The 19684-nt window shown below is 72.7% G+C and carries 24 protein-coding genes; 13 read left to right on the top strand and 11 right to left on the bottom strand.

Going from position 1 to position 19684, the window contains the following annotated elements; genetic code table 11:
• Positions 1-7: 7 nt before the first annotated feature.
• The 5 genes from AB0I38_RS05065 to AB0I38_RS05045 are packed head-to-tail and all read right to left on the bottom strand — an operon-like array spanning position 8 to position 4082.
• Positions 8-547, bottom strand: coding sequence for a TrmH family RNA methyltransferase (locus AB0I38_RS05065; RefSeq protein WP_358462080.1), 540 nt, complete (start codon positions 545-547; stop codon positions 8-10).
• Complete coding sequence (locus tag AB0I38_RS05060; RefSeq protein WP_358462077.1) at positions 544-1134, bottom strand: class I SAM-dependent methyltransferase; 591 nt, start codon at positions 1132-1134, stop codon at positions 544-546. Before AB0I38_RS05060 ends, AB0I38_RS05065 begins: the two co-directional genes overlap by 4 nt.
• Before the next feature lie 11 nt (positions 1135-1145).
• On the bottom strand, positions 1146-2093 hold the full coding sequence (locus AB0I38_RS05055) for a VWA domain-containing protein (protein ID WP_358462074.1): 948 nt from the start codon (positions 2091-2093) through the stop codon (positions 1146-1148).
• 55 nt (positions 2094-2148) lie between these two features.
• Complete coding sequence (locus tag AB0I38_RS05050) at positions 2149-3084, bottom strand: DUF58 domain-containing protein (protein WP_358462071.1); 936 nt, start codon at positions 3082-3084, stop codon at positions 2149-2151.
• Positions 3081-4082 (bottom strand): AAA family ATPase, encoded by a 1002-nt coding sequence (locus AB0I38_RS05045; RefSeq protein ID WP_358462068.1) that lies wholly within the window; start codon positions 4080-4082, stop codon positions 3081-3083. The genes AB0I38_RS05050 and AB0I38_RS05045 overlap by 4 nt, the downstream gene beginning before the upstream one ends.
• A gap of 56 nt (positions 4083-4138) precedes the next feature.
• Between AB0I38_RS05045 and AB0I38_RS05040 the strand changes: the two genes are divergently transcribed.
• From AB0I38_RS05040 to AB0I38_RS05010, 7 genes are all read left to right on the top strand, one after another.
• On the top strand, positions 4139-4909 hold the full coding sequence (locus AB0I38_RS05040) for a hypothetical protein (protein WP_358462065.1): 771 nt from the start codon (positions 4139-4141) through the stop codon (positions 4907-4909).
• A 284-nt stretch (positions 4910-5193) separates the two neighbouring features.
• Positions 5194-5706 (top strand): ClpP family protease, encoded by a 513-nt coding sequence (locus AB0I38_RS05035; RefSeq protein WP_436838720.1) that lies wholly within the window; start codon positions 5194-5196, stop codon positions 5704-5706.
• 1 nt (position 5707) lies between these two features.
• Positions 5708-6325 carry an ATP-dependent Clp protease proteolytic subunit gene (locus AB0I38_RS05030; RefSeq protein ID WP_358462059.1) on the top strand — a complete coding sequence of 206 codons (618 nt, stop codon included), beginning with the start codon at positions 5708-5710 and terminating at the stop codon, positions 6323-6325.
• 110 nt (positions 6326-6435) lie between these two features.
• Entirely contained in the window at positions 6436-7407 is a 972-nt protein-coding gene (locus AB0I38_RS05025; protein WP_358462056.1) for a helix-turn-helix transcriptional regulator, read from the top strand.
• A gap of 30 nt (positions 7408-7437) precedes the next feature.
• On the top strand, positions 7438-8055 hold the full coding sequence (locus AB0I38_RS05020; RefSeq protein ID WP_358462053.1) for a LysE family translocator: 618 nt from the start codon (positions 7438-7440) through the stop codon (positions 8053-8055).
• Entirely contained in the window at positions 8052-8780 is a 729-nt protein-coding gene (locus tag AB0I38_RS05015) for an alpha/beta fold hydrolase (protein WP_358462050.1), read from the top strand. The genes AB0I38_RS05020 and AB0I38_RS05015 overlap by 4 nt, the downstream gene beginning before the upstream one ends.
• Before the next feature lie 4 nt (positions 8781-8784).
• On the top strand, positions 8785-8997 hold the full coding sequence (locus AB0I38_RS05010; protein ID WP_358462047.1) for a hypothetical protein: 213 nt from the start codon (positions 8785-8787) through the stop codon (positions 8995-8997).
• 7 nt (positions 8998-9004) lie between these two features.
• On the opposite strand, the gene AB0I38_RS05005 is transcribed toward AB0I38_RS05010, so the two are convergent.
• Together AB0I38_RS05005 and AB0I38_RS05000 are read right to left on the bottom strand one after the other, a co-directional pair.
• Positions 9005-9427, bottom strand: coding sequence for an SRPBCC domain-containing protein (locus AB0I38_RS05005; RefSeq protein WP_358462045.1), 423 nt, complete (start codon positions 9425-9427; stop codon positions 9005-9007).
• The gene (locus AB0I38_RS05000; protein WP_358462042.1) at positions 9424-9747 is read right to left on the bottom strand and encodes an ArsR/SmtB family transcription factor; all 324 of its coding nucleotides are present in this window, start codon (positions 9745-9747) and stop codon (positions 9424-9426) included. Before AB0I38_RS05000 ends, AB0I38_RS05005 begins: the two co-directional genes overlap by 4 nt.
• Before the next feature lie 77 nt (positions 9748-9824).
• Here AB0I38_RS05000 and AB0I38_RS04995 point away from each other — a divergent pair, with 77 nt between their 5' ends.
• Entirely contained in the window at positions 9825-10166 is a 342-nt protein-coding gene (locus tag AB0I38_RS04995) for a VOC family protein (protein ID WP_358462039.1), read from the top strand.
• An 18-nt stretch (positions 10167-10184) separates the two neighbouring features.
• Here AB0I38_RS04995 and AB0I38_RS04990 read toward each other — a convergent pair whose 3' ends face one another.
• Complete coding sequence (locus AB0I38_RS04990; protein ID WP_358462036.1) at positions 10185-11063, bottom strand: SCO6745 family protein; 879 nt, start codon at positions 11061-11063, stop codon at positions 10185-10187.
• Positions 11064-11112: 49 nt separating this feature from the next.
• Here AB0I38_RS04990 and AB0I38_RS04985 point away from each other — a divergent pair, with 49 nt between their 5' ends.
• Positions 11113-11688 carry a CGNR zinc finger domain-containing protein gene (locus AB0I38_RS04985; protein ID WP_358462033.1) on the top strand — a complete coding sequence of 192 codons (576 nt, stop codon included), beginning with the start codon at positions 11113-11115 and terminating at the stop codon, positions 11686-11688.
• Between the two features lie 7 nt (positions 11689-11695).
• Here the strand turns inward: AB0I38_RS04985 and AB0I38_RS04980 are convergent, their stop codons facing one another.
• Positions 11696-12919: a sensor histidine kinase gene (locus tag AB0I38_RS04980; RefSeq protein ID WP_358462030.1), complete on the bottom strand. Its 1224-nt coding sequence runs from the start codon at positions 12917-12919 to the stop codon at positions 11696-11698.
• A gap of 25 nt (positions 12920-12944) precedes the next feature.
• Complete coding sequence (locus AB0I38_RS04975; protein WP_358462027.1) at positions 12945-13598, bottom strand: response regulator transcription factor; 654 nt, start codon at positions 13596-13598, stop codon at positions 12945-12947.
• 121 nt (positions 13599-13719) lie between these two features.
• On the opposite strand from AB0I38_RS04975, the gene AB0I38_RS04970 reads away from it, so the two are divergent.
• The gene (locus tag AB0I38_RS04970; RefSeq protein ID WP_358462024.1) at positions 13720-13890 is read left to right on the top strand and encodes a hypothetical protein; all 171 of its coding nucleotides are present in this window, start codon (positions 13720-13722) and stop codon (positions 13888-13890) included.
• A gap of 7 nt (positions 13891-13897) precedes the next feature.
• On the opposite strand, the gene AB0I38_RS04965 is transcribed toward AB0I38_RS04970, so the two are convergent.
• Positions 13898-14935, bottom strand: coding sequence for a zinc-dependent alcohol dehydrogenase family protein (locus AB0I38_RS04965; protein WP_358462021.1), 1038 nt, complete (start codon positions 14933-14935; stop codon positions 13898-13900).
• Between the two features lie 283 nt (positions 14936-15218).
• Here AB0I38_RS04965 and AB0I38_RS04960 point away from each other — a divergent pair, with 283 nt between their 5' ends.
• The 3 genes from AB0I38_RS04960 to AB0I38_RS04950 all read left to right on the top strand — a co-directional run bounded on the left by AB0I38_RS04960 (position 15219) and on the right by AB0I38_RS04950 (position 19666).
• A complete protein-coding gene (locus AB0I38_RS04960) occupies positions 15219-17921 on the top strand; it encodes a multicopper oxidase domain-containing protein (RefSeq protein ID WP_358462018.1) in 2703 nt (900 codons plus the stop codon).
• Positions 17918-18352: a hypothetical protein gene (locus AB0I38_RS04955; protein ID WP_358462015.1), complete on the top strand. Its 435-nt coding sequence runs from the start codon at positions 17918-17920 to the stop codon at positions 18350-18352. The genes AB0I38_RS04960 and AB0I38_RS04955 overlap by 4 nt, the downstream gene beginning before the upstream one ends.
• Positions 18353-18481: 129 nt before the next feature.
• Positions 18482-19666 carry an MFS transporter gene (locus tag AB0I38_RS04950; RefSeq protein WP_358462012.1) on the top strand — a complete coding sequence of 395 codons (1185 nt, stop codon included), beginning with the start codon at positions 18482-18484 and terminating at the stop codon, positions 19664-19666.
• The last annotated feature ends 18 nt before the right edge of the window (positions 19667-19684 follow it).

Genomic DNA, 19684 nt, shown 5'->3' with positions numbered 1-19684 from the left:
GATGCGATTACGAATCGGGGAGATTCTGCCATTCCTGGCGGCGTGCCTCGGCCAGCGCGATCGCGGCGGCCACCGAGACGTTGAATGAGCCGACCCGCCCGACCTGGGGGATGTAGCAGACCCCGTCGGCCGCGTCGAGCAGGGCAGGCGAGCAGCCGTGGTCCTCGCTGCCGACCACCAGGCACACGTCGCGGCCGAGGTCGGCCCGGTGCAGCGGCACCGCCTCGGAGGTCAGCTCGATGGCCAGCACGGTGTAGCCGTCGGCCTTGGCCGCCTTGACCGCCTCGCCGGCGGGCACCGCGTCGTGCCAGGTGACCAGGCGTTCGGTGCCGAGCGCGGTCTTGCCCGCCTTGGGGTTGGTCGGCGGGGTGGCGTTGCCGGCCAGCCAGATCTGGTCGACGCCGAAGGCGGCGGCGGTGCGGAAGATCGAGCCCACGTTGAAGGGGCCGGTCACCGACTCCAGGATCAGGGCCAGCCGGTTGCCGGTCTGGCGGCGCCAGGTGCGGTTGAGGCGCTTGACATCGGTGGGGCGCAACTGCCGTCTCATCGTTCCACTCTCAAAATCCGGTAGGCGGCCCGGGAGGCCTCGCGGGAGGCCTGCCAGCCCTGCTCGCCGAGCCAGCGCTGCAGGGAGTCGGAGCCGAGGTGTTTCTGCACGACCAGGTAGGCGACCCCGCCGGGCGCCAGCCGCGTCAGCCAGCGGGTGAGCATCTCGTGCAGCGCCGGCTTGCCGATGCGGATGGCCGGGTTGGACCAGATGGCGTCGAACGTCACGTCGTCCGGGACCTCGTCGGCGTGCATTGCTCTTACTTTGTAAAGGCCGGCGGCCCGGGCGTTGCGCTCCGTGAGCTCCACGCTGCGCCGGTTGACGTCGACGGCCCACACGGTCGCCTCCGGAGCCCGCGAGGCCATGGTGAGCGCGATCGGGCCGTAGCCGCACCCGAGGTCGAGCAGGTCACCCTCGCGCGGCGGCGGCGGGACCGTCTCCAGCAGGACGCGGGTGCCGAGGTCGATCCGCTCGGGGCTGAACACGCCCCTGTCGGTCTCCAGCCGCAGGTGCAGGTCGGGCAGCACGAGGTCGACGACGCCCGGCCGGCTCGGCGTCCCCGGCTGCTCGGAGAAGTAGTGGGCCACGGGCCGCAACGTTACGGGATCCGGGCACCGAACAGGACCGCGGCACCGGCCACCAGCAGCCCGCACAGGATCGCGGCCACGATGAACCACTGGGTGATCTCCTGGTCGACCAGCTTGAAGCCGAGTGAGGTGCCGATCTGCTCGTAGACGTCGCGCAGCTCGTTGCCGGACTCCGCCGAGTAGGCCCGGCCGCTGGTGCCGTCGGACAGCGACTGCAGGGTCTGCTTGTTGACCGGCACGTTGACCGGGCGGCCGTCGATGGAGACCGTGCCCTCCTGCGTGCCGTACGCGATCGTGGAGACCGGCACCGCCGCCTGCTTGGCGGCGTCGATGGCCTCGTTGACCGAGCGGCCGGAGGTGTTGTCGCCGTCGGACAGCAGCACGATCGCCGCGGGCGGCGGGTCGGTGGCGGCGTCCTGGTCGAAGGAGCGCACCGAGTCGAGCGCGTTGAACACCGCCTCGCCGATCGCGGTGCCGGGGCGGGTCGACAGGTTGCCGATGGCGGTCACCACGGCCTGGTGGTCGGTGGTGGGGGAGATGACGACGTTGGCCGAGCGGGCGAAGGAGACCACGCCCACGTTGAACCGGTCGGGCAGCTCACTGACGAACGCCTGGGCGGCGGCCTTGGCGGCGGTGATCCGGTCGGGCTGGACGTCGTCGGCGTCCATCGACAGTGACACGTCCAGCGCGATCATGATGGTCGCGCGGTCGCGCGGCACCTTGACCTGGTCGGCGGGTTTGGCCGCGCCGATGACCAGCAGCGACATCATGGCCAGGAACAGCAACGGGGCCACGTGCCGCCGCCAGCCGGGCCCGGCGGGGGCGACCAGGTCGAGCAGGGCCAGGTTGGTGAAGCGGACGGTGTAGCGGCGCCGCGCCAGCTGCGCGGCCACGTATCCCGCGATCAGCAGGGCCACCAGGAGGAACAACCACAACCAGGCGGGGGCGAGGAACGTCATGACGCCTCCTTCGTGGCCACGTCGCCTGGTCCGGTGGTCGCCTCGGCGCCCTCGGTCACGTCACCCTCCGGCGGGCGAGGTGGCCGATACGGCGCTGGCGTAGCACGAACTGTGCCACATCGAACACCCAGTCCCGGTCGGTGCGCAGCACCAGGTGCGCCACGCCGGCCCGGCGCAGCGCGGCCCTGGTGCCCTCCCGCTGCAGGGCGGCCGCCTCGGCGTAGTCACGGCGAACTTTGGGAGAAAGGTGCACTTCGCGTACTTTCCCGGTCTCGGGGTCGGCGAACGCGACCCTGCCGACGTCCGGCAGTTCGAGCTCGCGGGGGTCGATCACCTCGACCGCCAGCACCTGGTGGCGGGACGCGAGCCGGCGGATCGGCCGCTCCCACGGGCGTTCGGCGTCGGGGTCGAGCTCCGGCCGGGCGTCGAGGAAGTCCGACACGACCACCCGCATGCCGCGCCTGCGCCGGGTCGCCGCCAGCACCTCGATGCCCTCGGCCAGGTCGGGGGCGTCGGGCACGGGCCGGCCGCGCGGCGCGTCCATCAGGGAGTGGAGCAGCCCGTACAGCGCGGGACGGCCGGTGCGCGCGGGCATCCGGTGCAGGAACTCGTCGTGGATCACCAGCGCGCCGAACCGGTCGGCCATCCGGCTGCACAGGAACCCGATCGCGCCGACCGCCGACACCACCAGGTCACGCTTGTCGGTGTCGGCGGTGCCGAAATCCATGCTCGGCGACAGGTCCGCCAGCGCCCACGTCTCCAGCTCCCGGTCGGCGATCAGATCCCGCACGTGCGGCACGGTCGTGCGCGCGGTCACCGACCAGTCCATCCGGCGCACGTCGTCCTCGCCCGGCACGTACACGCGGCTGTCGCCCGCCTCGCTGCCCGTGCCGGGCAGCAACCCCTGGTGCGCGCCGTGCAGCAGGCCGTCGAGCTTCCTGGTCACCAGCAGCTCCAGCCGGCGCAGCGCCTGCTCCGCGGTCGCCGTCAACGGTTCTGGTTCCAGACGACGAGAGGCGGCGGCACGGCCTGCAGGATCTGCCGGACGACCTGCTCGGGATCGACGCCGTCGGCCAGCGCGTCGAAGGTGAGCATCAGGCGGTGCCCCATCACGTCGACGGCCACGTCCCGTACGTCGTCGGGCAGCAGGTAGTCGCGGCCGCGCAGCAGCGCCAGCGCCCGCCCGGCGGCGACCAGGCCGAGCGTGGCGCGGGGGCTGACGCCGATCTCGATGGTCTCGGCCAGGTCGGGCACGCCGTACTCGGCCGGGGCGCGGGTGGACATCACCAGCCGCACCACGTAGTCGGCGACCAGCTGGTGGATCGAGACCTGCTCGGCGGCCTCCTGCAGGGCCATCAGCCGCTGCGGGTCGAGCACCCGCTCCGCCGCGGGCGGGGTGACGCTCATCCGGTGCAGGATCTCCAGCTCCTCGTGGGCGCTGGGATGCGGCACCCGCACCCGGAACAGGAACCGGTCGCGCTGCACCTCGGGCAGCGGGTAGACGCCCTCGGACTCGATCGGGTTCTGGGTGGCCAGCACGATGAACGGCCTGGGCAGCTCGTGTGTGACGCCCGCCAGCGTGACCTGGCGCTCGGCCATGACCTCCAGCAGCGCCGACTGCACCTTGGCCGGGGCGCGGTTGATCTCGTCGGCGAGCAGGAAGTTCACGAACACCGGGCCCAGCTCGACGTCGAACTTCTCGTTGGACGGGTGGAACACCCGGGTGCCGACGATGTCGCTCGGCACCAGGTCGGGGGTGAACTGGATGCGGGCGAACGTGCCGCCCACCACGGTGGCCAGGGTGGAGGCGGCAAGGGTCTTGGCGACGCCCGGGACTCCTTCCAGCAGGCAGTGCCCGCGCGCGAGCAGGGCCACGATCAGCCTCTCGACCATGTGGTCCTGCCCGACGATCACCCGCCGGACCTCGTCGAGGGTCTGACGCAGCACGGCCGCGTCGGTTCCGCCTGGCAACTCTTCGGCGACGCTCATGACGCCCATTCCACCAAACGTGCCGCAAACGTGCACGACGCCACGTCTGTGCTTTCATGGCGAACGTGGCAGTTCCGCTGCAGTACGGTGATCCGCCCCGGCTGGGGCCCTTCCAGGTGCAGGCACGTCTGCACACCGGCGCGGCCGGGTTCGTGTACCTCGCCCAGGCTTCCGACGGGCGCGCGGTCTCGCTGGCGGTGCTCACCCGAGGGGCGGCGCTGGACGCGGCGGCGCGCGAGCGGTTCGTCACCGCGATCCGGGAGGCCGCCGTGCGCGGCGGCGTGCGGGGCTGGCTCGAACGGGCCACCCGGTCACGGGCCGCCGTGCTCGACGGGGCGCCCCAGGTGCTCGCCATGGACACCGGCCGGGCGCCCTGGGTGGCCGTGCCGTACGCGCCGGGCCGGCCGGGAGCCGAGCGGTTCCTGGAGCCGGTCATGGTCGGCGGGACGTTCATCGGCCAGGCGCACGGCCCCGACTTCGTCCCCTACTGGCTGACCGACCGCTCGCCCGCGCTGCCCGCCCCGCCGCCGGGACGGCGCCCGCTGACCGAGACCGCGCGGCGGGTGCTGTACGCCGCGCTCGCGCTCGCCGTGCTGGTGCTGCTGCTCGCGACGATCCTGCTGTTGCTGCTGGTGGGCCGGCAGGACGCCGAGCCGATGCCCAGGCCGCTGCCGCCGACCAACTTCGAGCCGACGCCGCCGCCGACCCCCGCCAGCCCGGAGCCGCGCCAGCCCTCGTCCAGCACCACGCCGTCGCCCACCGACAGCGGCGGGGGCACCCCCGGCCGCTCTCCCGGCGACGATCAGGGCAACGAGTCGCCGCTCTGACCCCCGCCCTTTCGGCGAGGACTCCCTTCGGCGAGGAACCCCTTTCTGCGAGGAGCCCTTTCTGCGAAGACCTCTTTCGGTGGGCGCCAATCTCACATTCGCCTTTGCCTGTCGACGGTTATTCGCTCACGGAAGAATGCGCCTTTAGAGAAATGCGCCCCCAGCGAAAAGGCGAGGCTGCGCGTACGGCCCGGGTCTAGCGTCGGAGAAATAGTCCGGGAGAAAGGCGATCCGTGAGCGAAACCACCCGCACCCAATGGCCCGACCAGCTCAGTCAGCGTCTGATGAGGGAACGCATCCTCGTTCTCGGTCAGGAGGTCGACGACGACATTTGCAACCGGCTCTGCGGCGAGCTGCTATTGCTCGCGGCCGAGGACCCCAAGCGCGACATAACGCTTTACATCAATTCGCCGGGCGGTTCGGTGTCGGCCGGCCTGGCACTGTACGACATGATGCAGTTCGTCCCGTGCGACGTGGCGACGGTGGCGATGGGCTTCGCCGCCTCCATGGGCCAGATGCTGCTGTGCGCCGGCGCGCCGGGCAAGCGCTACGCCCTGCCCAACGCCCGGATCGTGATGCACCAGCCGCTCGGCGGCATCGGCGGCTCGGCGGCCGACATCCAGATCCAGGCCGAGAACCTGCTCTACACCAAGCGCCGGATGGCCGAGCTCATCGCCCACCACACCGGCCAGCCGCTGGAGCGCATCCAGGCCGACTCCGACCGCGACCGCTGGTTCACCGCGCAGGAGGCGTTGGAGTACGGCTTCGTCGACCACATCGCCGAAGGGCTCAACTGAGATGAGCGGACGTTACGTACTGCCCTCCTTCACGGAGCGCACCTCGTACGGGATCAAGGAGATGAACCCGTACAACAAGCTGTTCGAGGACCGGGTGATCTTCCTCGGCACCCCGATCGACGACACGGCCGCCAACGACGTGATGGCGCAGCTGCTCACGCTGGAGTCGATCGACCCCGACCAGGACATCAACATCTACATCAACTCGCCGGGCGGGTCGTTCACCGCGATGGCCGCCATCTACGACACGATGCAGTTCGTCCGGCCGGAGATCCACACCGTCTGCATCGGCGAGGCCGCCTCGGCGGCGGCGGTCCTGCTGGCGGCGGGCACCCCGGGCAAGCGGGCCGCGCTGCCGCACGCGCGGGTGCTGCTCCACCAGCCGGCCACCGAGGGCGGGCGCGGCCAGTCGAGCGACCTGGAGATCCACGCCCGCGAGATCCTGCGCATGCGCGACCAGCAGGAGGAGATCCTGGCCCGGCACACCGGGCGCACGACGCTGGAGATCAGGCGCGACATCGAGCGCGACCGCATCTTCACCGCCGAGCAGGCCCGCTCCTACCGGCTGATCGACGACATCTACGCGTCGAGAAAGCGCACCCTGGTCCCGGCCCGCTGACGACCGGGTGCGGCGCGCCGGATCCACCGGCGCGCCCTCGCCGGCCGTTTCCCTGACGGCCGTTCGCCTGACGGCCGTTCGCCTGACGGACGGATCCCTACAATGGCGGCATGCGCGCCAGCCGCCTGCTCTCCCTCCTGCTGCTCCTGCAGACGCGCGGCCGCATGACGGCGCCCGACCTGGCCGAGGAGCTGGAAGTGTCGGTCCGCACCGTCTACCGCGATGTGGAGGCGCTGTCGGCGGCCGGGGTGCCCGTCTACGCCGACCGCGGTCCCGCCGGCGGCTACCAACTGCTCGACGGCTACCGCACCCGGCTCAACGGGCTGACGGCCGAGGAGGCGTCCTCACTGTTCCTGGCCGCGCTGCCTGGCCCGGCCGCCGAGCTGGGGCTGGCCGAGGTGGCGGCCAACGCCGAGCTGAAGCTGCTGGCCGCGCTGCCGCCCGAGCCGCGCTCGCACGTCTCCCGGATGCGCGAGCGGTTCTTGCTGGACGTGCCGGGCTGGTATCGCGGGGCCGACGACGTGCCGCACCTGGGCGAGGTCTCCGAGGCGGTGTGGGAGCGGCGGCCGCTCCGGATGACCTACCGCCGCTGGGGCAACCAGGACGTCGAGCGGGTGGTCCACCCCTACGGCCTGGTTCTCAAGGGCGGCTCGTGGTACGTGATCGCCGCGCCCGAGGGGCAGAGCCCGCGCACCTACCGGGTCTCGCGCGTGCTGACGCTCGAGACGCTGCCCGGCCGCTTCGATCCGCCCGCCGGCTTCGACCTGGCCCGGTTCTGGCGTTCCTACTCCCAGGAGTTCCGCGAGCGCATGCACACCGCCGAGGCCGTCATCAGGCTGGCTCCCGGCCGCGACGGCCTGCTCGCCTACACGATGGGCAACGACGTGGTGGCCGCGGCCCTGGCCGACGCGGATGAGCCCGACGCCGAGGGGTGGCGCACGCTGACCGTGCCGGTCGAGTCGATCACCCACGCCCGCTGGCTGCTGCTGCGCATGGGGACCGACGTGGAGGTGCTGGGGCCGCCTGAGCTGCGCGAGGCGATGGTGGAGACGGTCGCCGAGCTCGGAAAAATGTACGGGTGATCGCGGCCGATTTCTGCCACCATGCCGGTCATGTATCTCATAGCGTTCATCGGCGCCTGCGTCCTGGTGGCCATGGCCCCGGGTGTGAGCACCGCGGTCATCCTGCGCCAGACCGTCCGCGCGGGCAGGGGATCCGGCATGGCGGCCACGCTCGGCAACGAGACCGGCATCCTGGTGTGGGGGCTGGCGGCCGCGTTCGGGCTGTCCGCGATGGTGCTGGCCTCGCAACTGGCCTACGACGTGATGCGGATCGCCGGCGCGGCCGTGCTGGTGGTGATGGGCGCCCAGTCGCTCTGGCAGTCTCGCAAGGGCTCGCCGCAGGTCGAGCCGGCAGGCGTGGGCGTCGACGGGTGGCGCCGCTCCTACCTCACCGGGCTCGGCACCTGCCTGGCCAACCCGAAGGCCGCGGTGTTCGCGATGTCCTTCCTGCCGCAGTTCGTGCCGTCCGGGCAGAGCATTCCGCTGACGCTGGTCGTGCTCGCCGTCGTCTGGGTGCTGGTCGACCTGCTCTGGTACGGCCTGCTCGTCTGGATGGCGGGCGCGGCCAAGGCGTTCCTGTCGAGGCCACGGGTGCGCAGACGGCTGGAGCGGATCTCCGGCGTCGTCCTCATCGGTCTCGGCGTCCGGCTGGCGGTGGAGTCCCGATGACGATCTGGTACGAAGAGGCGGGTTCGGGCGATCCGGTGGTGCTGCTGGCGTCGAGCGCGGCCGACGCCGGCATGTGGGACGGCCAGTGGGAGGCGCTGGCCGGGCGGTTCCGGGTCATCCGGGCCGACTACCGGGGTTTCGGTCGCACGCCGTACGAGGCGGCGGAGCCGTACAGTGACGCGGGAGACGTGCTGGAGGTGCTCGGCGCGCTGGGCGTGGGCCGGGCGGCGCTGGTCGGCTCCTCCTACGGGTGCCGGGTCGCGCTGCAACTGTCGCATCTGGCCGACCGGCTGGTGCTGCTCAACCCAGGCTCCGATCTGCCGGCGACGCCCGACCTGAAGGAGTTCGGGGCGGAGGAGAACCGGCTGCTGGAGGCGGGCGACGTGGCCGCCGCGGCCGAGCTCAACGCCCGCACCTGGCTCGGTCCCGAGGCCGGCGCGGCCACCCGGGAGCGGCTGGTCGCCATGCAGGCCCACGCGTTCGCCATGCAGCTGGCCGCCGATCCGGAGCCGTCGCAGTTCGAACCCGACTACGTCCTGTCCGCCGTCGAGGCGCCCGCGCTGGTCGTCGGCGGCGCGCATGACCTGCCGTACTTCCAGCGCAGCGCCCGCCACGTCGCCGCCGAACTGCCGCGCGCCGAACTGCTGGAGCTCGGCTGGGCCGGGCACCTGCCGGCCCTTGAACGTCCGAGGGAGATCGCCGCCCTGCTGCTGGACTACCTTTGACCGTATGACGAACGACCTGGCGACCCTCATGCGGCAGGCGCAGGACGACGATCCGCTGCGGGCCCTGGAGGCCACCACGGCGCTGCGCCACGAGCTGGAGCGGATGGAGGCGGTGCAGGTGCGCCGGGCCCGGGTGGCGGGGCTGCCCTGGGCGCAGATCGCCCACGCCATCGGAGTGAGCAAGCAGGCCGTGCACAAGAAGTACGGGCGGGGCTGAGCGAGGCTCAGGACCACTGACGGGCGTACCATCCGATCGCGATGTTCCAGGAGTAGCCGCGCCTGATCCGCCCGGCCACGTCGGGCGGCAGCGTGTCGAGGCCGCGGTGCTCCAGCAGCACCTCGGTGCCGCCGTCGACGGGCGAGAAGGCCACCTCGATCTCCATCCGGCCGGTCGGGTTGAGCAGGTCGGCCCAGACGAGGCGGCGCGGCGGATCCCAGGTGAGGATCCGGCCGGTGTCGACGTGGCCGCCGTCGGACCACAGCTCGCGCAGGTGGCCGTCCTGGAACCGGATGCCGGTCGCGCGGGCGGGGTCGACCCAGCTGTGCGGTCCGCGCACGTACCAGCTGTCGATCTCGTCGGTGAAGATCCGGAACGCGGTGGCGGGGTCGACCGGCACCGTGACGCCCGCCCGCACGGAGGAGCTCACCGGCCGCGCTCCACGTGGTCCTTGAACGAGCCGAGCTGCTCGGCCCAGAACGCCTGCACCTGGTCGAGCCACGCCTGAAGCGCGGTGAACGGCTCGGGGCGCAGGGTGTAGAGCCGCAGACGGGCGTCCTCGCCGCCCGCCTCGGCCTGGACCAGCCCGCCGGCCCGCAGCACCCGGAGGTGCCTGCTCAGCGCGGGCGGGCTCATCTGGACGGCCTGCGCCAGCTCGCCGGCCGGCCGGGGCCCGTCGCGCAACAGGTCGATCACCTTGCGCCGGGTGGGGTCGGCGAGGGCGGCCAGTGTCGCGTCCACATCGTTCATGTTGGCGTTAACCTTTAACCGCTTTCGTTATACTCTGAATCGTTAACGATAGCGCTGATTATTGCGGAGGTTCGCTCATGGCTGTCCAGCTGGGTTACTACACGCTGTCCGTCCGGGATCTCGACCGGGCGGCCGCCTTCTACGGCGCCCTGTTCGGCTGGGAGTTCAAGCGCGAGCACGAGACCTACCTGCACGTCACCAACACCACCGTGCCGATGGGCTTCACCGCGACAGGGCCCTCGTCGCAGCCCAACCTCTACTACCACGTCGACGACATCGACGCCGCCGTCGACCGCGTGCGCGAGCTGGGCGGCACGACCGGCGAGGTGATGGACAGCAAGTCGGGACGCGGCTGTGCCTGCACCGACGACCAGGGCACCGAGCTCAGCCTGTGGGAGCCCGCGCCCGGCTTCGCCTGACCCGGTCGTCGGGGCCTGTCAGTCGGGGGCCTTGACGGTGGCGATGCCGAGCGTGCTGGTCATCGGCAGCAGGCCCGCCTCGAAGACCGCGCCCATGAACGGCAGGACGAGCCGCGTCAGCCGCTCCGCGCGCTCCTCGCCCAGCTTCCGCCACGGCTCGGCGGCCAGTTCGTCGGTCATCCGCTCCACCTGGTCACGCAGCTCGCGGCCCTCGTCGGTGGCCTGGCCGTCCGCGTCGACCAGGCCGCGCGCGGCCAGCCGGTCCCGGGCGGCCGCCCACTCCTGCTCGCTCCATCCGCGACCGGCGAAGCTCGCCACCGGGGCGGCGCCGACGGCGGCGAACGACACCAGCGACTCGCACGGGTCGAGCCCCGCGCTCAGCAGCGCCGCCAGGTGCCCGTCGCCGCGGTGCTCGCGCAGCACGGTGGTGGCCTGCCAGAGGGCCAGGTGCGGCTCGTCGGGCCAGGGCAGGTCGAGGTTGGCGGCGGCGAACGGCCGGTGCGCCACGGTCAGGCTCTCCGCGGCCCGCCTGGCCAGCTCGGCCGCCTCGCTCACCTCGGGGGCCGCCGCCTTCTGTCCGAGCAGGTCACGATAGGTCCGGTCGACCGCCCGCGACCGGGCCGCCAGCACCTGCTCGGGGGAGGCGGTGTCCCAGATCGACGGGACGTGCTCGGCGATCACTCCGGGCGCGAAACTGTAGTAGGTGGCGGTGGCCAGGCGGGTGCCCACTGCCCCCAGCGGGGCGGTGCGGTAGGCGAAGTAGCTCGGCCAGCGTGACCCCACGTCGTAGCCGAGCGCCGCGGCCTCCTCGAAGGCCTGCGGTGAGAAGTACAGCGCGGCGTGGACGGGCTCCAGGTGGTGCCACATGTGGCGGGCAAGCTTGCGATAGGTGGACATGTCGCAAAGATCCCTTCAAAAATCATCACTGCCTAGATAAGGTATGACGGTGACGATAGACCCATGGCGCATCACTGGTCAATCCCAAATAGATAGTTATGTCGGGCGGTGGGCGGAGTTCGCCGTGCTGCTGGTGAACACACTGGCCGCGGACCGTGCCCACGGCCGTACCGTCACACCACCCGCGGACGGCGCCGACCGGCTCACCCGGCTGCTCGCCGCCCTCACCCCACCCGCCGGCCCGCTGACCGCCGCCGACGCCGACCGGCTGGCCGAGGTGGCGGCCGGGCTCCGGCCGCTGTTCGCCGACGGGCCGCCGCAGGTCGACCGCCTCAACGAGTTGCTGGTACGGCACGCCGCGGTCCCCGCCCTGTACGGGGACCCGCCCAAGCTGGGCTTCCACCGGCTGGAGGCCGATCTGGTCGACGCCTGGGCGGCCGACGCCGGCACGGCCCTGGCCATGGTGATCGGGGTGGGGCAGGGGACGCGGCTCCGGTCCTGCCAGGCGGACGGCTGCGACCTGGTGTTCTTCGACGTCACCCGCAACGCCTCGCGCAGGTTCTGCGGGTTGTCGTGCCAGAACCGCGCCAAGGCCAGTGCCTACCGCGCCCGCCGCCGCGGCTGACCCCCGGTCAAAGGGTGACGGTCACCTCAAGCCCGCCCTCCGGGAGAGGACGGGCGTCCAGGCCGCCGTCGTGGGCCTGGACGATGGCGGCCACGATCGACAGGCCCAGCCCCAGGCCGTCACCGTCGGCCCTGCGGCTCGTCTCCAGGCGCTGGAAGGGCTGAAGGAGCGTGCCGACCTTGTCGGGCGGGATCACCGGGCCGCTGTTGGCGACCCTGAGAGTGGGCCGGCCGGACCGCATGGCGGTCGACACCGAGATCCAGCCGCCTGGCACGTTGTGCCGTACGGCGTTGTCCAGCAGGTTCGAGACCAGTCGCTCCACCAGGGCGCGATCCCCGGAGGCGGGGGCGGGGCCGAGCACGTGCTCAACGTGCGGGGCCTCGGGCGTGGTCTCCCGTTGATCGAGGGCCTGCGCCGTGATCAGTGCCAGATCCAGGGGCTCCCGGTGGTGGAGGCCCTGCTCGCTCCGGGCCAGGGTGAGCAACGCCTCGATCAGCCGCTCCTGGTGCCGGCCGGCGGTCAGCAGACGTTCCAGTACGGCCCGCAGCGCCTCGGCGTCGGCCTCCGGATCGGCGAGCGCGATCTCGGCCATGGCCTGCTGCAGCGTCAGCGGCGTGCGCAGCTCGTGGGAGGCGTTGGCGACGAACCGCCGCTGCGCCGTGAACGCGGCCTCCAGCCGGTCCAGCAACTCGTCGAAGGTGTCGGCCAGCTCCTTCAGCTCGTCGTCCGGGCCCGGCGCGGCCAGCCGCCGGTCGAGCCGATCGGCCGTGATGCGCCGTACGGTGGCGGTCATGTCGCCCAGCGGCCGCAGCACCCGCCCGGCCATGAGCCAGCCCAGCAGCATCGACGCGAACGCCATGACCACCAGCGCGATCAGGGAGTTGACCAGCAACCGGCGCAGGCTCGCGGCTTGCTCCGCCTCGATCCCCGGCGTCGAGCCCGGAGGCTCGAACCCGTCGAGCCTGTCGAGTCCTTCGGGTGTGCCCGGGGTGCCGGGCGTGCCGGGCGTCGCGGGCGTACCGGGCGTACCGGGCGTGCCGGGCGCGGCGGGCGGGCTGGGCGGGTTCAGCGGTGACGGGCTGAGGGGGCTGGGCGGGTTGGGGGCGGTCGGCGGGCCGGGGAAGGGGGAGTGCTCGACGAGGAGGTAGATGAGGGCGACCAGCAGCGCCCCGGCCACCAGGAACAGGCCGCTGTAGAGCAGGGTCAGCCGCAGCCGGACCGTCCATCTCATCGAGGCTCCTTGATCGGAGAGGGCATCAGATCCGGTATCCGGCCTGGGGGACCGTCTCGATCAGCGGCGGGTCGCCGAGCTTGCGGCGTAACCGGCTGATCGTCACCTTCACGGTCTGCGTGAACGGATCGGCGAACTCGTCCCAGCCCCGCTCCAGGAGCTGTTCGGCGGAGATCACGGCCCCTCGGGCGGACAGCAGCAGCTCCAGCACGGCGAACTCCTTGGGGCTCAACGGCAGCCGCCGCCCGTCGCGGGTGGCGATCCGGGTGGCCGGGTCGAGCCGCAGATCGCCGTGGGCCAGCACCGGAGGCAGGGCCGGCCGTGAGCGCCTGGCCAGCGCCCGGATGCGGGCGACCAGCTCGGCGAACGCGAACGGCTTGGGCAGGTAGTCGTCGGCGCCCAGGCCCAGCCCGGTCACCTTGTCGTCGATGGTCGCGGCGGCGGTGAGCATGAGCACTCGCGCCGGGTAGCCCGCACCGGTCAGCGCCCCGCACACGTCGTCACCGTGCAGGCCCGGCAGGTCGCGGTCGAGGACGACGACGTCGTAGTCGTTGACCGCCGTGCGATCGAGCGCGGCCTCACCGTCCAGCGCCACGTCCACGGCCATGCCCTCGCGGCGCAGCCCCATGGCGACGGTCAGGGCCAGCTCCTCGTGGTCCTCGACCACCAGCACTCTCACGATCCCCCAGAATGCCCCGCGCCCGGTAACAGCGGGGTAACCACCGCCGTTCCCGCCCCGTAACCGGCTTCCGGCTTGTCTGGCTGCCACGACGACCTGTCGGCAGAGAAGGAGAATCACCATGGCAACCGGAAAGATCAGCAGGGCGATTCTCGCCGCCACGGTGCTCATCGTGGCGGTGGGGGCGGCCGGATCGGCCGATGTGCGGGCTCCGTCGCCCCCGGTGCCGCCCTCGGCTCCGGCGGCGCCCCCGGTTCCAGAGGTGCCCCCGGCCCCGGAGCTCCCTTCCTGACGCGCGGTCAGCGGGTCAGGACGACCTTGAGCGCGCCCGTCGCCTCCGGGTCGGAGAAGGTGTCATAGGCGGCGGACATCTCGTCCAGTGGGAAGCGGTGCGTGATGAACTTCCCCGGGTCCAGCCGCCTGGCGGTGATCATGTCGAGCAGCGCCGGCGTGGAGTAGGTGTCGACCAGGCCGGTGGTGATCGTGACGTTGCGGATCCACAGGTCCTGCAGACGCAGGGGCACCGACTCGCCGTGCACGCCGACGTTGGCCACGTGGCCACCGGCCCGGATCAGCCGGGTGCACTGCTCGAAGGTCTCCGGCACGCCGACCGCCTCGATGGCGACGTCGGCGCCCAGCCCGCCGGTCAGCTCGGCCACCGCCGCGGACGCGTCGTCACCGGCGCCGACGACCACGTCCGCGCCGAACTGCTTGGCGGCCTCCAGCCGGGACTGCGCGAGGTCGACGGCCACGATGTGGCTCGGTGTGAACAGCTGCGCGGTGGCGATCGCGGCCAGGCCGATGGGGCCGGCGCCCACGACGACCACCGTGTCGCCGGGCCGCACCCGGCCGTTGAGCACGCCGACCTCGTAGGCGGTCGGCAGGATGTCGGCCAGCATCAGCGCGGCCTCGTCCTCCACTCCCTCGGGCAGCAGGTAGGTCGAGGTGTCGGCGAACGGTACGCGCACGTACTCGGCCTGCGTGCCGTCGATCAGGTGCCCCAGGATCCAGCCGCCGCCGCCCAGGCACTGCCCGTACATGCTCTCGCGGCAGTAGCGGCAGCGCCCGCACGCGGAGACGCACGAGACCAGCACCCGGTCGCCCTCCTTGACGGTGGTGACGGCGTCCCCGGTCGCCGTCACGGTGCCGACCGCCTCGTGGCCGAGGATCCGGCCGGGCGTCACGGCCGGCACGTCGCCCTTGAGGATGTGCAGGTCGGTGCCGCAGATGGTGACCGCGTCCACCCGGACGACCGCGTCCGTCGGCGCGGTGAGCCGCGGATCAGGAGCCTCTTCCCAGGAGCGTTGCCCCGGTCCGTGATAGATGAGTGCCTTCATCGTGGCCTCCTCGTGGTTCTCCTCCTTGCCACGCTGTCCGGTGCCGGTGGGGGCGGGGTAGGGGCGAAGGTCCCACCGCGCGGGTACCTTCGCCTCCGGGCACGCGCGCCGGAGCGCGGGGACTGAGGACTTTGGTCCCACCGATCACGGACTTTGCGCACCTCCGCCGGGCAGGAGGCGGCGCCTAGCCTGTCGTGGCCGTTCCGTCCAAGAGCGGGCTGTCACATGCCCGCCGGACCAGCCAGGCCGGACGAGATTCGCCGGGCCGGAAGAGAGGCGCTGGATGCCGCCCGTCGAGGTGCAGATCGGAGTCAGACCGGAGAACCGGCCGACCGTCCCGCCCGTCCGTTCCCGCGCCTCATGGCACGTCCGGGCGAACGCGGTCGTGCTCGCCTGGCTGGCTCTGACCATCGCGGCCGCGCTGGCCCAGGGCGAACTGCCCGCGCCCCGCTGGCTGGTGGTCCACGTCTTCCTGCTCGGCGCGATCAGCACCGCCATTCTCATCTGGAGCGAGCACTTCGCCACGGTGCTGCTCCGCGCCCGGACCCCGGATCCGCGGGGGAGCGTCGCCCGGCTCGGGGCCCTCAACGCCGGGACGGTGGCCGTGCTGTACGGGGTGGCCGTGGGGCCGTGGCCGGTGGCGGCGGCCGGGGCCGCCCTGGCCGTGGGCGCCGTGACCTGGCACGCGGCCGTGCTGGTCGGGATCGTCCGCCGGGCGCTGCCCGGCCGGTTCGGTCATGTCGTCGGCTGGTACGTCGCCGCGGCGGGCGCGCTGGTGGCGGGCGGCGTGCTGGGCGGCCTGCTCGCCGCGCAGCCCGGTGGCGGTGCCCTGCACGAGCGGGCGCAGGCCGCGCACGCCCAGCTGAACCTGCTCGGCTGGGTGGGGCTGACCGTGCTCGGCACGCTGTTCACGCTGTGGCCGACGGTGCTGCGCACGCGGATCTCCGAGCTGACCCGGCGCTGGTCGCGCGCCGCGCTGTGGCTGTCCGTGGCGGGGCTCGCGGTGACGGTGGCCGGACTTCTTCCCGGCCTGCGCTGGGTCGCGGTCGCCGGGCTCGTGACGTACGCGGTCGCCGTGGCCGTGGCGCTGGCCCCGCCGGTCGAGACCCTGCGGCGGCGCCGTCCGCACACGGCGGCGTCCTGGACGCTGGCGGCCGGCGTGGTCTGGTTCGAGGTCGCGCTCGTGGCCGAGGTGGTGGTGGTCGCCACGCGTCCCGTCGTGCGGGTGGCGGCCGGGCTGGAGCCGCTGCTGCCGCTGATCCTCGCGGGGTTCGCCGGCCAGGTGCTGATCGGCTCGCTCACGCACCTGCTGCCGGCGGTGCTCGGTGGCGGGCCGCCCCGGTTCAAGCGCAACGCCGCACTGATCGAGCGCGGCTGGGCGTACCGGCTGGCGGCGACCAACCTCGGCGTGCCGCTGCTCGCGCTGCCGGTGCCCGTCCCGCTCCGCCTGCTCGGCTGGGCGCTCGTCCTCGCTCCGGCGGCGGCCTTCGTCGCCCTGGCCGTGACCGCGCTCACCAGAACCGTGTCGGCCGGTACGGGACCCGCCGGGACCGGAGCTGCCGGGACCGGAGCCGCCGGTACGGGGTCGGCCGGGACCGCGGCGGTCGGTACGGGGCCGGCCGCGAGCGGTGCGGGCGTGGGGCCGCCGGGTGGTGGCCGCCGGTCGCGGGTGTCGCCCGCCCACGTCGGCGTGGTGATCGGGTGCCTGCTGACCGCCCTGGCCGTGGTGGGCGCGATGTCCGGCGGGAGCGGGCCGGCGCGCACGCGGGTCGCGCCCGGCGCCGAGCAGACGGTGGAGGTCACGCTCAGGGGCATGCGCGTGCAGCCCGGGGTGATCGAGGCCGAGCCGGGCACCGTGCTGACGCTGAAGGTCGTCAACGCCGACGCCCAGCGGCACGACCTGCGGCTGTCCACCGGAGAACGCACCCCGGAACTGGCGCCCGGCGAGAGCGCCGTGCTCAAGCTGGCTCCGCTCGCCGGGGCCGTGGACGGCTGGTGCACGCTCGCCGGGCACCGGGCCGCGGGCATGACCATGCGGATCGTGCCCACCACCGCGGCGGCCGCGCGGCCCGTACAGTCCTCGCCGCCGGGCGGCGACCATGGGCACACCCAGGGCGCGCGGCTGGATCCGGCCGCGCCGATGCCGTCCGGCTGGAAGCCGTTCGAGGCCGCCGTAGAACCCGCGCCCTCCGGGGCCGAGCACCACGTCGAGATCCGGGTGAAGGAGACCGACCTGGACGTGGCCCCCGGCGTCCGCCAGCGGATGTGGACGTTCAACGGCACGCTCCCCGGCCCGGTCCTGCGCGGCCGGGTGGGCGACCTGTTCGTGGTGACGTTCGTCAACGACGGGGCGATGGGGCACGGCATCGACTTCCACGCGGGTGCCCTCGCCCCCGACGAGCCGATGCGCACGATCGACCCGGGGGAGCGGCTCACCTACCGCTTCCGCGCCGCCCACGCCGGAGCGTGGCTCTACCACTGCTCGACGATGCCGATGAGCCAGCACATCGCCAACGGCATGTACGGCGCGGTGATCATCGATCCGCCGGGCCTGCCGCCCGTGGACCGCGAGTACGTGCTCGTCCAGGGCGAGCTCTACCTCGGCACGCCGGACGCCCGGGCCGTCGCCGTCAACGAGGGGCGCCCGGACGGCTGGATGTTCAACGGCGCCGTGGCGGGCTACAAGCACGCTCCGCTCACCGCCAAGGCGGGCGAGCGGGCCCGGATCTGGGTGGTGACCGCCGGGCCGGGCACGGGCACGGCGTTCCACGTGGTGGGCGCCCCGTTCGACACCGTCTACAAGGAGGGCGCCTACCTGCTGCGCGAGGGCGACCCGGGCGGAGCCCAGGTGCTGGACCTGGCGCCCGCGCAGGGCGGCTTCGCCGAGCTGGTGTTCCCCGAGACCGGGCACTATCCGTTCGTGGACCACCACATGCGCAGAGCCGAGACGGGCGCCTCCGGGATCTTCGAGGTGAGCGCGCCATGACGTGGTGGACGGTCGTCAGGTTCCTGCACGTACTGTCGGCGGCCCTGTGGGTCGGCGGGCAGCTCACCGTGTCGCTCGTGGTGCTCCCGCTGGCCCGCCGGATGCTCGACACCGACCGGCGCGCGGACGTGCTGCGGGCGGTCGGCAGAAGGTTCGGCCTGTTCACCGGCGCGGTGTTCCTGCCGGTGCAACTCGCCACCGGCGTCGCCATCGCCGTCCACAAGGGCGTCACCTGGGCGTCGCTGGCGGAGCCCGGCTACGGCCGGACCCTCGCCGCCAAGCTGCTGCTGTTCTGCGTGGTCATGGTCGCCGCGGCCCTGCACGGGTGGGCCACGGGGCGGCGGCCGGGTATCGCCAGGGCGCTGGCCGTGATCTCCCTGGTGGGGTCCGTGGGCATCGTCCTGCTGGCGACCGCCCTGCCCGCCACCTGAGGCCCCGCCTGTGGCGCCCGGCGGGTTTAGGGCCCGAAAAGAGGGGACCAAAGACCCTTAAAGGATCACCCTGATCCCCACAAAGCTGGCAGAGCCCACGTATGAGACGCGACGGGATAGGACCTGACGATGGCTGCCGTTCCCCTGATCCGCGAGCAGACCCGTGGCCGGACCACGGCACTCGCCCTGGCGACCGCGGCTTTCGCGGTGAACTTCTGGGCCTGGGCGCTGCTGAGTCCCCTGGGCCCGGTCTACAAGGAACTGCTGGGGCTGAGCGCGTTCGCCGTCTCCCTCCTGGTCGCAGTGCCGGTGATCGTCGGCTCGCTCGGCCGGATGGTGCTCGGCGCGCTGACCGACAGGTACGGCGGACGGCTGGTGTTCGGCGTCTGCAGCCTGATCGGCGTGCTGCCCGTGCTCTTCCTGGCCTTCGCCGAGAGCTACCCGGCCCTGCTGGCCGGCGGCCTGCTGCTGGGCATCACCGGCGCGACCTTCGCCATCGGCGTGCCGTACGTCAACGGCTGGTTCCCGCCGGAGCGGCGCGGCCTGGCACTGGGCATCTTCGGGATGGGCAACATCGGCACGGCCGTCTCCGGGTTCGCCACCCCGTGGCTGGCCACCGAGTTCGGCCGGCCCGCCCCCTTCTTCGCGGTCGCCGTGGCGCTGGTGGCCGTCGGGGTGGCCTTCCTCACGATGGGCCGCAACGCCCCCGGCACGCAGGCGGCCACGGAGCCGTTTCTGACCAGGTTCGCCGCCGCCGCCCGGCTGCGCGTCACCCGCGAACTGGCCGCGATGTACGCGCTGACCTTCGGCGGTTTCGTCGCGTTCGGCGTCTACCTGCCGTTGTATCTGGGCGCCGTCTACGAGCTGAGCGTCGCCGACGCGGCGGCCCGGACCGCCGGATTCGTGGTGCTGGCCACCCTGGCCCGCCCGGTCGGCGGCTGGCTGGCCGACCGGGTGGGCGGGCCGCTGGTGCTGAGCTGGGTGCTCGCCGCGGTCTTCGGCTGCGCGATCATCGTCTCGTTCGCCCCGGGCATGCTCCTGGCCACGGTCGGCTTCCTGGCCATGGCCGCCGCGCTCGGCCTCGGCAACGGCGCGGTCTTCGCCATCCTGGGCCGCGCCGTGCCCGGCACGATGGTGGGCAGCGCCACCGGCGTGGTCGGAGCCGCCGGCGGCCTGGGCGGGTTCCTGCCGCCCATCGTGATGGGGCTCATCTTCCAGGCCACCGGCTCCTACTCCATCGGCCTGATGCTGCTGGCCGCCATGGCGCTCGGCGGCTTCGTCTACTGCTGGTTCGTCCTGCGCGCACGCGACTGAACCATCGATCGAGAAAGA

Source organism: Nonomuraea cavernae (genome assembly GCF_040655715.1).
Classification (GTDB): domain Bacteria; phylum Actinomycetota; class Actinomycetes; order Streptosporangiales; family Streptosporangiaceae; genus Nonomuraea; species Nonomuraea cavernae_A.
The sequence above is the reverse complement of the archived record's forward strand: the minus strand, read 5'-3'. Positions and strand labels throughout refer to the sequence as shown.

Coding starts and splice junctions, on each gene's coding strand:
- AB0I38_RS04965 (WP_358462021.1), bottom strand. CDS start 14,935: ATGAAGGCACTCATCTATCACGGACCGGGGCAACGCTCCTGGGAAGAG.
- AB0I38_RS05065 (WP_358462080.1), bottom strand. CDS start 547: ATGAGACGGCAGTTGCGCCCCACCGATGTCAAGCGCCTCAACCGCACC.
- AB0I38_RS05015 (WP_358462050.1), top strand. CDS start 8,052: ATGACGATCTGGTACGAAGAGGCGGGTTCGGGCGATCCGGTGGTGCTG.
- AB0I38_RS04995 (WP_358462039.1), top strand. CDS start 9,825: ATGGCTGTCCAGCTGGGTTACTACACGCTGTCCGTCCGGGATCTCGAC.
- AB0I38_RS04960 (WP_358462018.1), top strand. CDS start 15,219: ATGCCGCCCGTCGAGGTGCAGATCGGAGTCAGACCGGAGAACCGGCCG.
- AB0I38_RS05020 (WP_358462053.1), top strand. CDS start 7,438: ATGTATCTCATAGCGTTCATCGGCGCCTGCGTCCTGGTGGCCATGGCC.
- AB0I38_RS05010 (WP_358462047.1), top strand. CDS start 8,785: ATGACGAACGACCTGGCGACCCTCATGCGGCAGGCGCAGGACGACGAT.
- AB0I38_RS05030 (WP_358462059.1), top strand. CDS start 5,708: ATGAGCGGACGTTACGTACTGCCCTCCTTCACGGAGCGCACCTCGTAC.
- AB0I38_RS05055 (WP_358462074.1), bottom strand. CDS start 2,093: ATGACGTTCCTCGCCCCCGCCTGGTTGTGGTTGTTCCTCCTGGTGGCC.
- AB0I38_RS05035 (WP_436838720.1), top strand. CDS start 5,194: ATGAGGGAACGCATCCTCGTTCTCGGTCAGGAGGTCGACGACGACATT.
- AB0I38_RS04990 (WP_358462036.1), bottom strand. CDS start 11,063: ATGTCCACCTATCGCAAGCTTGCCCGCCACATGTGGCACCACCTGGAG.
- AB0I38_RS05025 (WP_358462056.1), top strand. CDS start 6,436: ATGCGCGCCAGCCGCCTGCTCTCCCTCCTGCTGCTCCTGCAGACGCGC.
- AB0I38_RS04970 (WP_358462024.1), top strand. CDS start 13,720: ATGGCAACCGGAAAGATCAGCAGGGCGATTCTCGCCGCCACGGTGCTC.
- AB0I38_RS04955 (WP_358462015.1), top strand. CDS start 17,918: ATGACGTGGTGGACGGTCGTCAGGTTCCTGCACGTACTGTCGGCGGCC.
- AB0I38_RS05045 (WP_358462068.1), bottom strand. CDS start 4,082: ATGAGCGTCGCCGAAGAGTTGCCAGGCGGAACCGACGCGGCCGTGCTG.
- AB0I38_RS04950 (WP_358462012.1), top strand. CDS start 18,482: ATGGCTGCCGTTCCCCTGATCCGCGAGCAGACCCGTGGCCGGACCACG.
- AB0I38_RS05040 (WP_358462065.1), top strand. CDS start 4,139: ATGGCGAACGTGGCAGTTCCGCTGCAGTACGGTGATCCGCCCCGGCTG.
- AB0I38_RS05000 (WP_358462042.1), bottom strand. CDS start 9,747: ATGAACGATGTGGACGCGACACTGGCCGCCCTCGCCGACCCCACCCGG.
- AB0I38_RS04980 (WP_358462030.1), bottom strand. CDS start 12,919: ATGAGATGGACGGTCCGGCTGCGGCTGACCCTGCTCTACAGCGGCCTG.